This window comes from Halioglobus maricola (genome assembly GCF_009388985.1).
GTDB classification, from domain to species: domain Bacteria; phylum Pseudomonadota; class Gammaproteobacteria; order Pseudomonadales; family Halieaceae; genus Halioglobus; species Halioglobus maricola.
In genome coordinates this window covers 297,602-311,998 of sequence record NZ_CP036422.1, presented here as the reverse complement: position 1 = coordinate 311,998, position 14,397 = coordinate 297,602, and the positions used below count along the sequence as shown (strand labels likewise).

The following is a 14,397-nucleotide window of genomic DNA, read 5'->3' as shown; positions in this document are numbered from 1 at the left end:
TAGTACTGAGTCTACCCGAGGTAACAATGTTTTTCTCATGAAAGTAATGATAGATGCTTACAATCTGGCGCTTACAAAAGGAACAGGAGTGGCGACCTATGCCCGCAACCTCTCCAGATCTCTGAAGGACATGGGACACGAAGTTAGCGTTCTTTATGATGTCCCCATGGCCAAAACTCAGAATGAGTTTCTCAAAGAAGTTCTCTTTTTCGATCACCCCGACGCTCGCATGTTGGCAGGAGCCAGCTTCGACCACTTCTTTACACGACTCAAGTCCGTTGTTGCAACGGCGACCGGCCATGTTAGCCCAGACTACATTCCCGTTAAGGGCCAGGTCCTGAGCCAGCACATAGAATCACGATTACCCAGCTACGATCATATCTACAACGCTCCCCACCTTTATTATGCCAGCCTGGTGTACTTTCGAGTGACAGGGCGCTTTATCACTATCAAGCTCGACGACCCCCCAGACATCGCGCACTGGACTTATCCACTTCCATTGCGCATAGCAGGCGCGCGAAATATATATACTATTCATGATCTCGTTCCGCTAAAGCTACCGTTTACCACCCTGGATGACAAACAGTCCTATCTGGGGCTTTGCCAGAAAATCGTTGCCACTGCTGATGCAGTAGTAACGGTATCGGAGAATTCAAAAAGAGACATCTGCACCCTGCTAGGCGCGCAAAGCAGTCTTGTTCATAACACCTACCAGTCGGTTAGTTTCCCAGAAAAATTCACTTCGTCTTCAAGACATGAACTCACTAACTTACTGAACAACATGTACGGCCTGAAAAGAGGCGAGTACTTTCTCTATCTCGGCGCCATAGAGCCCAAAAAAAATGTGGGCCGGCTTCTTGAGGCTTTCCTGGGAAGTGACAGCACTTTTCCATTAGTCATGGTTGGGTCAGATGCCTGGCTGGCTGAGAATGAACTCTCCTCATGGGATCAGGAACTCACATCCCATTTTAGCATTCAAGGAGAAAAGATCCTTAAGTCCAGGCGTGTTATCCGATTGGATTACGTTGCCTTCGCCAACGTTATCTCACTGATCCGGGGTGCGAGGGCACTACTGTTTCCCTCTCTGTATGAGGGCTTCGGCCTCCCCGTTCTCGAAGCAATGACACTTGGCACGCCCGTGCTGACTTCTGACAATGGATCTCTTGGCGAAATCAGTCACGGCGCAGCACTCCAAGTTGACCCCTATGATACGCAGGCGATTCGCCACGGCATCAACAACCTGCTTATAGGCAGCGACCTGGCCTCAATGAGTGAGAAAGGTCTGACCCGAGCGAAGAATTTCTCTCCAACGGTGGTCAATCAGCGGCTCAACGCAGTCTACCAATCGCTGGCGCACTGACCTCCTGAATAGAGTTATTCGATGATACTGTCCCGACAAAAGAATTTTATTTTTATAGCGAATATCAAAACCGCCTCAACATCCATCGAAGCGGCACTGCGGAAATACGCAGATATACATGTAAAAACTACCCGGTCTGGGAAGCATATGTCCGCACTCGAATTGGAACGTCAATTCATCAATCACTGGCCCCGGAAGTATCTCGGTGACGCTGAAAGCTACATAAGATTTGGGGTGATCCGAGAGCCGGTATCATGGTTTTTGAGTATCTATAACTCCCACACAAAGTCGGCTTTTCGTGGCACAGCTCAATATACAGGAGACTCCACAATCGAGGAGTTCCTGAATAGGCGGGTTACCCGCAAGCAATGGCAGCTGAGGGATCAACACTTGAGATTCTGTAACGGGAAAGGCAAACCCATGGTGGATTTCCTAATTCGATATGAATTCTTGCAAAGCGACTTCAAACGGGTCTGCGAACACCTGGACCTCGACGCAAACATGCCTCACGCTAACAAGAGTCCACAAAAAATTTCCGTTGAAAACCTGTCCCCCAACACCAGAAGGCAGATTGAAGAAGCTTACTCTAGCGACCTTATGTTCTACGAAGAATATGCTGGACGGCCAATTAGCCGGCAACCAAAAGATGCCTGACTAGCAGTTTCGCCATTTGAGGCTTTCTTGCACTTCCCTTGTTAAGGATATCTACACAATCATGCCAAAGCAGCTTCTACTCCATTTGGGACACGATAAGACCGGCAGCAGCTACCTACAAACTGTATTTGCAAGCTCATCTGAACTACTTTTGAATCAGGGTATTTTCTACCCGGCCTACACCTGCGGTGTAGCAAAAGCCATTCAAGGCCATATTAGCTCAGGAAACATCGACCAGAAAGACGAGGTTATAGAGATAGCGCTTAAGGCCGAGCTAGACTGCCCACAAGCAAAAAGACTGCTCTTATCCAATGAACATCTGTATTACCGATTGCTGAATGGCTCTCTGGACCTGAGACCCTGCCTTGAAAGCGGATATAGGATTAGCGCCTTGTTGTTTATCAGAGACCCCGTGGAACACTTTTTTTCGGGATATAGCCAGCTCGTAAAAAGGGGAGGAGAGACTAGAGATATTTCAGCGCTGACATCTGCATACAATACGCCTGCGGATGTCATCCAGGTATTACGTGAGCTCGACAGGCTAGAAGTTGCGGTGACAGTGGTCAACTACTCTCGGCATCGCGACGCTCTACTTGAAAAAGCAGCGCAGTGGCTCGAAGTGTCACCCAGCGTATTGATCGATGCCAAAGACGCGATTGTAAATCGGTCGCTGACACACTCAGAGTCGAAACTGCAGAAACTATTCAGCGAATACTTCGGCAAGGAAAGCTCGGCTTTCATTAGTGACCCTTTGTGCAACGAACTACCAAGAGTAGAACCCGACATTCCAGAGATACCCGCAAAGAACCTGGATCAGATGCTGGACAATATCCGCCCTGCTGTTCAGAAAGTGAATTCTATGATCAGTAAATCAGAACATTATCAGCTAGAGAGCCCGAAGGCATCACACGGCCCCGCTGAAAGCGCGAACTCTAATTATCAATTTAGCGAAGAACAACTTGAAGTATTGACTCAAGCGATATCCGCAGCGATGGAAAGAGGAAGAACTGCAGAGAGAACGCTATCAAGCTTGGCCGCCAGAGTAATCGAACTCAGAGATCTGGCGTTAGAAATGGAGAAACGCGGAGACTATTCGCAAGCTCTAGTATTGATGCAAATATGCAAAATCTTGCGCCCAAATGGCCCAGTGATAAATAAGAAGGTACAGCATTACCAACGACGCCTGAAAATTTGAGGTAAAGCTTTAGCCTGCCATTGATCTAAGCGACTAACGCGACACACAATATACTACGTTCGAGTGAATCTTAGCTGTCTCCGAATACCCAAGGCTAAGGATGTTCCGTTTAAACCAGTCGGAATCCGTCAATGCGCCACCATCCAACTGCTCCAGAATCAGAATCGGCCTACACCGCTCTATCAGAGCCAAAGAATCTAGCAAAGCAGCCTTTTCATACCCTTCTACATCTAGTTGTAGAATACTGACCTGCCGGTCAGCGGGCACAATCTCGTCGATTGCGACTATTTTGATAGACGTAATTCCAGGTTTTCCAGCCTGCCGATTCGCAACAACCCTGCTTGCTCCTCCCAGCGATACACCGTTTGGGCTAGCGGTTTTCAAATAACCTATTGAACCAGCTTCACCTAAACCCGCATTCGTTAAATCAACATTCGTCAGGTTGTTTATCTTCAGAGTAATTTCTGCGCAACGAAAGTTCTCTAGATTGGGCTCAAAAGACCAAATGCAGGCCCCATCAGTGATAGCACCTGAAAGCGCGGGCAGAAAATCTCCAAAGTACGCGCCGGCATGAATAATGTCACCATCGCCGCAGTTAGCCATCATGTAGTCGATAGTATGCCTTTCGTACGCCCTTCCGGCTTGAACCGCCTTCGAGGCCGGCCGATGAAGCGACGAGTTTGGCAGGCAATAGCCGCAAAATTTATTGTAAGCAAAAGTACAAGGAAGTGTTTCAGATGGTAACTTCATGTTTTCACTAAGATGCGTTCGAGGATGCCCAAAAAAATATGGCCTGATTTCATGGTACACCCTGACCAGATGCGCATGGAAGATATTTCACCAAGTTGCTCTAGCTCAACTCAGTGATCATTAGTAGACTCGGCCCCATGGAACGTGAAGCTCGAAAACTCAATATCGCCATAGTTTCGGAATTTCACGTAGCTGGTCTCGCAGGAGGCGGCGAACGTCGCATCTATGAACTATCCCGGCGTCTTGTGGCTCGTGGCCACCGAGTTACATGGATATGTATGTGCCAGCCTGGCAAAGGTGATTTCGAAGGCATCCATGTATTACCGCTGGGAAGCCTTGTAAAAAGTCCGCCGCAACGTTCTCTCAACAACTTCGCTTCTTACAGCCTTCGCCTTTTCTGGCATTTGTGTCGCACAAAGTACGATATCGTTGATGCACAGACTTATTCGCCCCTACTCATCAGTTACTTTGCCTCTCTATTCTCCAGAACGCCCATGCTGGGAACCGTCCACGACGTTAGGACCTCTTCCGGGAATGACTTCCACCAGATGGACCCATTGGCGCGAGCAATAGAGTCCGTTGTACTTCGCATTCCTGCTCGCGCCCTGATCACCGTTAGCCAGTTTACCCGTAATGCACTTGTCTCTCGCTATAAACGTAGTCCAGACCAGGTTCATGTCGTGTCAAATGCGGTAACCACCGAGATAATTTCAAGATCTCCGTTGCCCCATAAAGAGCGGGAGCTGATATTCGTCGGCCGCCTCGTACCGGGCAAAGGAATCCAACACTTCATAGACCTTTGTGACACCCTGGAATGCAGAGGAGCCATTATCGGGCAAGGCCCGCTCTTGGCCCAGATTGAACAGGAATGTTCGAGAAGACCACATATTGAGTTCATTGGAAGACTAGAAAACTACGCTGATGTGATAGGCGAGATGAAGCAATCAAAAGTGCTGGTTCTACCATCAAGTCGAGAAGGTTTCGGACTGGTACTCGCTGAGGCAGCCGCTGCAGGCATTCCCACAGTCGCGTATTCAGCCGGGGGGGTTGCAGAAGTCATTGTCGACAAGGTGACAGGTTTCCTGGTCGAGCCAGGAGATAGTGCCGGCCTAGCGGTGGCCGCGCGCACCGCGCTGGAGCCAGAGAACTGCAAGAGAATGGGCGATTCGGCTCAGCGTCACGTTGCACATAATTTTAGCTGGGATCGATCCGTCGTGGAGCTAGAAGGGCTGTATCGGAAATACGCTCTCCCCTGATACTACATTGCTGGTCAATCCAGTAGCTTAGCGAAGAAGCCGGCGGCGCAGAGGACAGCGACTTGCTCACCCGACAAGCTTTGCTAAGCGCAGGGGCATAGAACCCACAAAAATGTACGGCTTTGCCTTCATTCATTCTGAATCAGGACAGCTTAATCCCCCTCTGCACGCTCAGGTGCGCCGGCCAGAGCAATCGCTTGTGCGATGAAGAGATGTATCGGCCCGCCCTCGCCGTCGTCATCGAACGTTTTGGGGTCGTTTTGTGACAACAAAACTCCGACCAACCCGGTGGCCGGGCTGACGAAGAAGGTGGTACCAAAGAAACCGGACCACCAGAAATCCCCGTTATTGTCCGGGACCATGCTGGCTTCGCTATCGGCGGCGACAGCCACCCCTAGCCCCCAGCCAAGACCCTCCATACCTATGCTGCTTAATACGCCCTCAGGCATGTGTAAGCTGCGCATCTCAGCGATGGTGGCCGGTTCCAGAATACGCACACCCTGGTACTCTCCGCCGTTCCACAGCATGAGCGCAAAGCGCATATAGTCTTCCGCGTTGGACACCAGGCCGCTCCCACCCGGAGTCCAGTAGGCGTCGAAGCGTGGCTTCGCCATCACCAGGTCACCATTTTCATCCTGGGTATAGACCGTAGCGACATCCTCAAAGGAGTCGCCCGCTTGCATGTAGGCTGTGGCCTCCATACCCAGTGGCTGCAAGATACGTTCTTCAACGAAATCACCGTACGGCTGATCAGCCGCCACCTCAACCACCCTGGCAAGTACATCTGCGGACCATCCGTAGCGCCACGCCGTACCTGGCTCCTCAAACAATGGCAGGCTTGCCATGCGATCAATGCGCTCTGCGAGGCTCCTCGTGTCTTCCGTATAAATTGTGTTCGCTTCCCAGTACTCATGAAGTTCAGTGGGTTCCGACTCGATGCCTGGGCCAATACCAGAAGAAAACATGAGCAAGTGTCTCACCAGCAATTCGTTATTGGGTTTTTTGGTATCGAAACTGCCCTCGGCATTCCGGCTGTGGCTGGTAGCCAGCTTGAGACCCGAAAAAGCAGGAACGTATTGGGCGACGGGATCGTCAAGCCCCAGCTTGCCCTCTTCGACCAGGATCATCGCCGACACCGCAGTAACCGGCTTGGTCATTGAAGCAAAGCGCATCCGGGTATCCAATTGCATCGGTATTCGAGCTTCAATGTTGGCCCAACCTGCTGCCGTGCCGTAAACCAGATGCCCGTCCTGGGCGAACATGGCGACGAATCCGGAACGGTCTCCCTTCCAGACCACGCCGCGAAAAAAGGCGTCGATGGCCGCGCGGCTGGCCCAGGACAGACCTTCCTCGGGTGGCGCATCGTTGTTGGCCGGTGGCACTTTGAGCTCCAGTGATTTACCACTGCAGGCAGCCAGACTGAACAGTACAAACAGAAAGAGCCATCGCATATTCGGCATTGCGTTCCCTCCAGATGAGACGGCTAACTGTAACAGAAACCTGATGCAGAAATTTGCTACCACCCGCCCTCCTATTTGGCCTATGCTCTCGGTCGTCCGATTTTTCCCTCAACTCTCAGGCCAGGCCCATTTCCCGGAGTATTTCATGCAGCACGACAGCGTTCTTTTCAAGCCCTTCAAACTTGGCAAACTGGAACTGGCAAACCGCATCGTCATGGCCCCCATGACGCGCAATCTTTCTCCCCAGAATATTCCCGGCGATGACGTTGTTGAATACTACCGCCGCCGCGCTGCCGGAGGTGTTGGCCTGATTCTCAGCGAAGGCACCTGCATCGACCACATCGCTGCAAACGGATATCCGGACGTTCCCTACTTCCATGGCGAAGAACGTCTCGCAGCCTGGAAAAAGGTTATCGACGCGGTGCACGCTGAGGGTGGCAAGATGGCGCCACAGTTATGGCACTGCGGCGGCATGCGCAAAGCAGGCACACCGCCGGAAGGCGACGTCAACGGCTACACACCCTCGGGCATGAACATGCCTGGCAAGGTCAATCGTCATGTCATGACGAAGGACGATATCGACGAGGTCATCGCCTCCTACGCCCGCGGCGCCGCAAACGCCAAGGACCTCGGATTTGATGCGGTGGAAATCCATGGCGCGCACGGCTATCTCATCGACCAGTTCCTCTGGGAAGGCGTTAACCAACGCACCGACGAGTATGGAGGCTCTTTTGACAACCGCCTGCGTTTCGCCGTCGAGGTGATACAAGCAGTGCGTTCTGCGGTGGGTCCAGACTTTCCAATCATCTTCCGCTTCTCGCAGTGGAAGCAACAGGATTTCGCAGCAAGGCTTGTCGACTCCCCGGAAGGCCTTGAGAAACTCGTTCTTCCCCTCAGTAAAGCCGGTGTAGACATCTTCCACTGCTCTACGCGACGCTTCTGGGAGCCAGAATTTGAGGGCAGCGATTTGAACCTTGCCGGCTGGACTCGAAAGATTACCGGAAAACCGGCGATCACCGTGGGCAGCGTTGGCCTGAATGCGGACTTCATACCTGACCCCGGGACAGCGTCCTTCAAGGCAGCAGAGCCGGCCAGTCTCGATGAATTGCTACGTCGCCTCGAAGCCGATGAGTTTGACCTCGTCGCCGTAGGGCGGGCATTGATTGCCAACCCGGAGTGGGCAAACCAAGTACGAGCGGGCAACATGGATTCCCTGCGCGCCTATGAAACTGACATGCTAGCGAAGCTGGTCTAGGCAAGGACGGGAGTAAACCTCATGCTGTCAACAATCCTCAGCTGGAAAAACGCCGGGCTGGCGATCGTCTTCCTTTGGTTTTTTGTTGGCGGCATCAGCCACTTTACAGATCCCGAATTCTTTGTGGCCATAATGCCGCCATGGATAGGCTGGCACCTGGAGATCGTTTACATCAGCGGCGTCTTTGAGGTTCTCGGCGCAATCGGCATTCTCATTCCAAAACTCAGGCAGTGGGCAGGGAACGGCCTCTTTCTCCTAACAATCTGTGTCACACCAGCAAATATCCATATGTGGCTGAACCCCGACTTGTTTCCCGATGTCCCGGAAACATTCCTCAGTGTACGCTTGATCATCCAGGTGGTACTACTGGCAATAATCTGGCGGAGCACGCGCACATCAACCTGACAACGAAGGAACCTGCGCATCAATCAGCCGGGGGCCATTTTCTTTCATCGCCCCGGCAAACTGGGCACTAAACTCCTCAGCAGTGCTCGCGCGGGTAGCCTTCACCCCCATCCCCGTTGCCATGGCCACAAAGTCCATATTGGGCTTGCCGATGTCGAGCATGCTCGCCGCTTTGGGCCCAGGCACTCCGCCACGAGCCCCGGTCCGTGCAAACTCCAATTCCAGAATGCTGTATTTGCGGTTATTGAATATCACCACGGTCACATCCAATTCCTCACGCGCCATGGTCCACAACGCCTGGATGGTGTACATGGCACTGCCATCTCCCTCCAGGCAGACGACCTTCCGTTGCGGGCAAGCAATGGCTGCACCCACTGCGGCTGACAACCCCCAGCCAATGCTACCGCCTGTCTGATTGAGCCAGTCGTGGCGGCGTGCGGTCGCGGTCATAGGCGCCACGGCTATGCCCGATGTAATCGCTTCATCGACAATCACCGCATCCTGGGGAAGGTGATGTGCGATGGCCATCGCGGCTGTGTTGGCATCGAGGTCACCCCGCGGCGCATCGCAGAGCGCCAACTCGTGAATGCGCGGCGGCGTTTCACCCGCATCCAGCGCCGCGATCAATGACTCCAGGGCCTGGTCAATATCATCTTCATTTTCGGCCAGTACAAAGTGCTCGCAGCTCGGGGGCGCGATTGCACTTGGCACGTCTGGATAGGCAAAGAATGACACGGGGGATTTCGCCCCAATAAGGATTAACTCTTCGACATCCTTAAGCCGGTCCACCGCCATCTCGGCGAGGTACGGCAGGCGCTCAATCATCGCGGTGCCCTCCCCTCTGGCCACTCGAGTGGGAAAAACATCGGTACACAACTGCGCGCCACAGGCCTCGGCGATTTGGCTGGCCTTGTGGCCACGTTCCAATGTCACCTCAGTGCCACCGCCCATCATGATCATGCAGTTTTTACCGGACCGAAGCCTGATGGCGGCCTCTGCAATGCGTTCTGTCGACACCTTCGCTGGCGCACCGATACTGACCGCCGGCTCCGCTCCCGCTGGGTTTTCTCCCCAGGACACATCAGCGGGCAACATCAGAGTCGCTATGCGGTGCGAACCGGCCTGGCGAATCGCTTCGGCCGCGTCGCGCGCAATGTGCTCCGGCGCCTCTGAAGTATGCACCCAGTGCGAGACTGGGCCTGCGATGCCCTCAATGTCCGACGTCAGCGGCGCATCGTAGTGCAGGTGGTAGGTTGCGTGGTCGCCCACAATATTGACCATCGGCACGCAGCCTTTCTTGGCATTGTGAACATTGGCGAGTGCGTTACCCAGGCCGGGACCCAGGTGGAGCAATGTCGAGGCTGGCTTGCGAGCCATTCTGGCGTAGCCATCGGCCGCCCCGCTGATGACGCCCTCAAACAGACACAGCACGCAGCGCATGCCTTCTACCTCATCTAACGCAGCCACAAAATGCATCTCTGAGGTTCCAGGGTTGGTAAAACAGACATCGATTCCACTATTGGTCAATGTGCTAAGCAGGCTCTCTGCTCCATTCATCGGCTAATCTCCCTCTCTGCAAACGGCCTAGATACTCAGATCTTCCAGGTTGTAATCCTGAAGGCCAGCTTTCGCCTCCTCGTCCCAAAGGTAGGCTTTTCCCGACGCCAGGAAGGGCTGATATTGATAGCTCTCTTCATCAGGATAATGCTTAGCCCGCGCGTCAATCGCAAAGCCGATCACGCGGGAACGACGCTCGATCAGTTCAGCGTTGTAACACATCACGTCGTTGTGAATCCCCGCACCCATAACATCAAGCACGGAGGAACGGCGGTGGAAGCCAAAGTTGACCGTAAGCCTGGGCTCATAACCGGAATTGGGGAAGGAACCGTGCACCAGTTGACGGTTGCAGATCACAACATCACCGGCATCGCAGACAATAGGGACCGCGCCCTCGAGCCTTTCGCTTCCAGACTCCGACACCAGGGCCTTGATATCCAGCTTGCCTTGCTTGTGGCTACCCGGCAAAACCCAAACACCGTTTACGGGCGTGCTGCCGTATACCTGGGCCATGAAATTGAAACCGTGGATGCCCTCGTCAAAATCATCACTGTCCCAATGAGTGTCGCCGTCCTGATGCCAGGACACCGCAGCGCCAATTCCCGGATCCTTGATGAACAGGGCTTCATTGAATGGAGCGAAGTCAGGCCCGTTCACCGCTTCCGCCACGCGCAGCAATTGGGGATGACCATACACTCGCAGGCAAGCCTCCGAAAACTGGAGCGAGCCTAACAAAATAAAGGGTGCTGCTTTCGGTGCATCGTCAGCGGCTTCTGGCTCAATCAGCTTCACCTGGTGCCGCCCTCTCGCGAGGTCAGTGCCTCCAAGCGGGTCTCCCAGTGGCTTTGACCAGAGCAGGCTGGGCGCCTGGCAATCGGCGCCCAAAGCCGGCTCACCCGATGGGGTCAGCAGCGCATCGGGCTCTGACGGGAACGTTGCACGCATGCGCTCAAGGTCTGCGGTAATGTCCTTCAGCTCGGTTTCGTCCAATACTCCCTCGAACACATAGAATCCATAGCGGGAGTAGGCCTCCAGAATATCGGCGGCCAGTTCGCCGTCGGCATCAAAACGAATGGGGCCGCGATTATCCATTTCAAGAGCCGCTCGCTCTCCCTCGATCAGGTAGCAACGCATCTCTTGTGCCTGATCGCCATAGTGGGAGGCACACGCCTCGATCGATTTCAGGGTATCCTGTGGCATACTATTTCTCACAGATTTAATGTTGCATTAAATTTTATGCATAATAAAATCTGTGTCAAGCTATTTTTTGGAGTAAGGCCCCCGATGACCCAGACTGCCAGGGGAAACAGCACACGCCAGGCGAACAAGGCTCTGCGTAAACAGAAAATTCTCGACGAGGCGCGCGAGCTAATCACCAGCCAGGGATACGAGGCGTTTACGCTGAGCGAACTAGCGCAACGCGCGGGGGTATCCATACCCACCATCCACAATCTGTTTGGTAAGAAACAGGAGGTCGTTGAGGCGCTGTGCGGTGAAATGGTTGCCAATGTGAACGAGGCCGTCTCCGACCCTGATCTGACCGACCCCATCGAAGCAGTCGGGGTCTACATTGAGAATCTGCTCGGCCTGTACCGATCCGATGAAGCATTTTACCGAGCTGCGTTTGTCGCCGGCGAACGAACCGGATTGTTCGAGCACCAACTCCCCACCGGCATTTTCAATCGCTCGCTGAAAATCGCTCGGCAGATCTGTATGAATGGTGTGGATCATGGTTACCTGAAAGGTGACATAGACACCCACTGGCTTGCTGAACAGCTGTTTGGCTGTCAGCGGCTCGCGAGACAGGACTGGGTCAACGGTTATATTGACCTCGACCGCTATCGCGTCCAGGTGCTGATCGGGATGTATATGACGTTTGCCGCCGACGCGAGGCCCGCATTCTACAAAAGGCTAAGAACGGGCATCAATCAGCTTGCCAGTGGCTAGAAGACAGGTAATTCGGAACCCCATGGACAATCAGGATCTGTTGGAAGCAATCAACCAGGTGATGCCCTATGGCAAATACAAGGGAAGGCAGTTGCTTGACCTGCCGGAACCCTACCTGGTCTGGTATCACAGCAAGGGTTTTCCTCAGGGGAAACTGGGCACACAGTTGGCATTGATGTATGAAGTTAAGCTCAATGGCCTGGAAGGGATGCTGAGACGCTTCCAACGGTAGAATGTCTTTAACCAGGTGCCCTGGTATAAACTGTTTTCTAACAAGGGTCACAATGGCTGAAGCACCATGAGTTCCAGCAACAACTTTTATCGTTACTTTCTCAACCCGGTGATGCGCACTTTGCTTCGCTCCCCATTGCATGGCATCACTAGCCAAAACATCGGTATTGTCCACTTCACTGGGCGCAAAAGTGGACGCAAACTCAGCACTCCCCTGAGCTACACTCGTGAAGGAAATGTGGTACGCCTGCTGTCCAATCAGAACACTCGTTGGTGGCTGAACTTTCGGGGGGAGGGAGTGAAGGTTGACATGGAAATTGCCCGGCAGCGCCACCCGGGTACCGCGGTATTGCTGGAAGGCGATAGCGAGACATTACGAGAGGGTGTCCGTCGTTTTATCCGTGCCCTACCCAGAGACGCCAAGGTCTACGGTCTGAAGTTGGACGCCAAGGGGGATGTCATTGAGCCTAGTCTGGCGGCAATCGCAGACCAGTTAATCCTCGTTGAAATACAGCTGGACGACCAGGCTGTGGAATAACCGGGACGGCTTAACGCGACACTTATCGCCCGGTCGATCATGCCTGCCCCAAAATCTTGAACTGTTGTATAGTCTCGACTCCAGCATGTTAACAGTGGCAACAAGAGAGGCTGACAATAATGGAAAATGCCCCGGATCAGAACGCGGATCAGAACCTGGAAGAGTTTTACCGATCCCCCACGACCACCCCCGAGGCGGACCCCTGGGCTTTGCCACTGGAAGACATTGACCTCGCCACGGGCTCCATTTTCCAGGCTCAAAAACACCACGAATATTTCAAACGTCTGCGCCAGGAAAATCCTGTGCACTACCACGACAAGAACCCGGATATCGGCCCCTACTGGTCGCTGACCCGCTATGAAGACATCATGGCAGTGGACAGCGATTTTCAAAAATTTTCCTCCGAACCCTCCATCGCCCTGTTCGATGAACTACTCGGCGAGGAACGGGCCCCCATGTTCATTGCCATGGATCCGCCCAAGCACGATGTGCAGCGCGGAGCCGTGCTACCAGCTGTCGACCCGGTCCGACTGAAGGACCTCGATCAACTTATTCGTCAACGCACTGTGGAAGTACTGGACGAAGTGCCCACGGGTACGCCGTTTAACTGGGTCGAAACGGTCTCTATCGAACTTACCACACGCATGCTGGCGACCCTGTTTGATTTTCCTTTCGAGGAGCGTCACAAACTGACCTACTGGTCCGATATCATCACCACGCCACCCATCCTCATGGGGCTGACCATCGAGGATCGCCTCAACCATTTGGCAGAGTGCCTGCAAACGTTCACCGCGCAGTTCAAAGAGCGCAAGTTTGAGGGCAACGAGAGTCAGGATTTTATTTCCCTGCTGGCCAATAACCCGGCCACAGCCGACATGGATGGGGTTGAGTTGCTGGGAAATCTGATGCTCTTGATCGTCGGCGGCAATGACACTACCCGCAACTCGATGTCGGCGGGCGTCCTTTTCATGCACGAAAACCCTTCGGAATTCCAAAAGTTAAAGGATAACGAGTCACTGATTCCCTCTGCGGTATCGGAGATCATCCGTTATCAGACACCACTGTCGTACATGCGCAGAACCGCCAAGGAAGACGTCGAGATTGGCGGCAAACAGATCAAGCAAGGCGACAAAATCGCGATGTGGTATGCCTCAGGCAATCGCGATGAGTCTTTCTTCCCGGACGCAGACAAATTTATTATTGATCGCTCCAACGTCCGTCGTCACATGGCCTTCGGATTCGGCATTCACCGCTGCATGGGCAATCGCGTTGCCGAAGCCCAGCTGCGAATCGTGTGGGAAGAGATCCTCAAGCGCTTCGATAGGCTGGAAGTGGTCGGCGAGCCAGAGCGTGTCGAGCACAGCTTCGTGCACGGCATCAAGGACCTGCAGGTGATTGCGCACCCCAAAGGTTAATCGACTCTGCGAATAGCGCATGGTAAGTTCACGCGCAAGAAGCCAACTCTAAAGCCGGATTAGCGCGCATGAGTTGGCGAGACACCGAGGCAGGTCGCATAAAATGAACAGAATAGAGAAGTTAAAGAACGACGTGTACAGCTTTGAAGAGCTGGACACCCTGGAGAAAAACGCGACTAAATTGGGCGATAGCGAAAGCCTTGCGTTAATAGAAATCAGCCGAGCTTCAAAAACTGCCAAGGGTGAGAAGCCCAAAAGCACCGTCGGAGAAGATGGCAGGCCTTTGACCAAGCGGGCTCGTCGGGAGCAAAAGACCAAGCGTTAGTTGAACGCGAAGGCCGCGGTAGGTCTCTTCGGCTGCAACTACCGCTCAC

The 14,397-nt window shown here is 53.5% G+C and carries 15 protein-coding genes; 11 read left to right on the top strand and 4 right to left on the bottom strand.

All coding sequences use genetic code 11. From position 1 onward, the window contains the following. Positions 1–37 precede the first annotated feature (37 nt). The 3 genes from EY643_RS01365 to EY643_RS01355 all read left to right on the top strand — a co-directional run bounded on the left by EY643_RS01365 (position 38) and on the right by EY643_RS01355 (position 3,209). On the top strand, positions 38–1,360 hold the full coding sequence (locus EY643_RS01365; RefSeq protein ID WP_152660519.1) for a glycosyltransferase family 4 protein: 1,323 nt from the start codon (positions 38–40) through the stop codon (positions 1,358–1,360). 21 nt (positions 1,361–1,381) lie between these two features. Continuing rightward, on the top strand, positions 1,382–2,014 hold the full coding sequence (locus EY643_RS01360) for a sulfotransferase family 2 domain-containing protein (protein WP_152660518.1): 633 nt from the start codon (positions 1,382–1,384) through the stop codon (positions 2,012–2,014). Positions 2,015–2,075: 61 nt separating this feature from the next. Next, on the top strand, positions 2,076–3,209 hold the full coding sequence (locus EY643_RS01355; protein WP_152660517.1) for a hypothetical protein: 1,134 nt from the start codon (positions 2,076–2,078) through the stop codon (positions 3,207–3,209). 33 nt (positions 3,210–3,242) lie between these two features. Here the strand turns inward: EY643_RS01355 and EY643_RS01350 are convergent, their stop codons facing one another. Beyond that, positions 3,243–3,959: an FkbM family methyltransferase gene (locus EY643_RS01350; protein ID WP_152660516.1), complete on the bottom strand. Its 717-nt coding sequence runs from the start codon at positions 3,957–3,959 to the stop codon at positions 3,243–3,245. 137 nt (positions 3,960–4,096) lie between these two features. Here EY643_RS01350 and EY643_RS01345 point away from each other — a divergent pair, with 137 nt between their 5' ends. Then, positions 4,097–5,215 carry a glycosyltransferase family 4 protein gene (locus EY643_RS01345; RefSeq protein ID WP_152660515.1) on the top strand — a complete coding sequence of 373 codons (1,119 nt, stop codon included), beginning with the start codon at positions 4,097–4,099 and terminating at the stop codon, positions 5,213–5,215. A gap of 152 nt (positions 5,216–5,367) precedes the next feature. Here the strand turns inward: EY643_RS01345 and EY643_RS01340 are convergent, their stop codons facing one another. After that, entirely contained in the window at positions 5,368–6,675 is a 1,308-nt protein-coding gene (locus EY643_RS01340) for a serine hydrolase domain-containing protein (protein ID WP_152660514.1), read from the bottom strand. Positions 6,676–6,820: 145 nt separating this feature from the next. Here EY643_RS01340 and EY643_RS01335 point away from each other — a divergent pair, with 145 nt between their 5' ends. Both EY643_RS01335 and EY643_RS01330 read left to right on the top strand, forming a co-directional pair. Beyond that, positions 6,821–7,930, top strand: coding sequence for an NADH:flavin oxidoreductase (locus EY643_RS01335; RefSeq protein ID WP_152660513.1), 1,110 nt, complete (start codon positions 6,821–6,823; stop codon positions 7,928–7,930). Positions 7,931–7,951: 21 nt separating this feature from the next. Continuing rightward, positions 7,952–8,335, top strand: coding sequence for a DoxX family protein (locus EY643_RS01330; RefSeq protein WP_152660512.1), 384 nt, complete (start codon positions 7,952–7,954; stop codon positions 8,333–8,335). Here the strand turns inward: EY643_RS01330 and EY643_RS01325 are convergent. Next, a complete protein-coding gene (locus EY643_RS01325) occupies positions 8,327–9,892 on the bottom strand; it encodes an acetolactate synthase large subunit (protein WP_152660511.1) in 1,566 nt (521 codons plus the stop codon). The two genes, EY643_RS01330 and EY643_RS01325, sit on opposite strands and share 9 nt — an antisense overlap. A gap of 27 nt (positions 9,893–9,919) precedes the next feature. After that, positions 9,920–11,092 (bottom strand): phytanoyl-CoA dioxygenase family protein, encoded by a 1,173-nt coding sequence (locus EY643_RS01320; protein WP_152660510.1) that lies wholly within the window; start codon positions 11,090–11,092, stop codon positions 9,920–9,922. Positions 11,093–11,176: 84 nt separating this feature from the next. On the opposite strand from EY643_RS01320, the gene EY643_RS01315 reads away from it, so the two are divergent. The 5 genes from EY643_RS01315 (at position 11,177) to EY643_RS01295 (ending at position 14,348) form a co-directional block, all read left to right on the top strand. Further along, entirely contained in the window at positions 11,177–11,839 is a 663-nt protein-coding gene (locus tag EY643_RS01315) for a TetR/AcrR family transcriptional regulator (protein ID WP_152660509.1), read from the top strand. Positions 11,840–11,861: 22 nt separating this feature from the next. Continuing rightward, positions 11,862–12,071: a DUF3820 family protein gene (locus EY643_RS01310; protein WP_152660508.1), complete on the top strand. Its 210-nt coding sequence runs from the start codon at positions 11,862–11,864 to the stop codon at positions 12,069–12,071. Positions 12,072–12,137: 66 nt separating this feature from the next. Then, the gene (locus EY643_RS01305) at positions 12,138–12,608 is read left to right on the top strand and encodes a nitroreductase/quinone reductase family protein (protein WP_152660507.1); all 471 of its coding nucleotides are present in this window, start codon (positions 12,138–12,140) and stop codon (positions 12,606–12,608) included. Between the two features lie 119 nt (positions 12,609–12,727). Then, positions 12,728–14,023 (top strand): cytochrome P450, encoded by a 1,296-nt coding sequence (locus EY643_RS01300; RefSeq protein ID WP_152660506.1) that lies wholly within the window; start codon positions 12,728–12,730, stop codon positions 14,021–14,023. Between the two features lie 103 nt (positions 14,024–14,126). Further along, positions 14,127–14,348, top strand: coding sequence for a hypothetical protein (locus tag EY643_RS01295; RefSeq protein WP_152660505.1), 222 nt, complete (start codon positions 14,127–14,129; stop codon positions 14,346–14,348). Positions 14,349–14,397 lie beyond the last annotated feature (49 nt).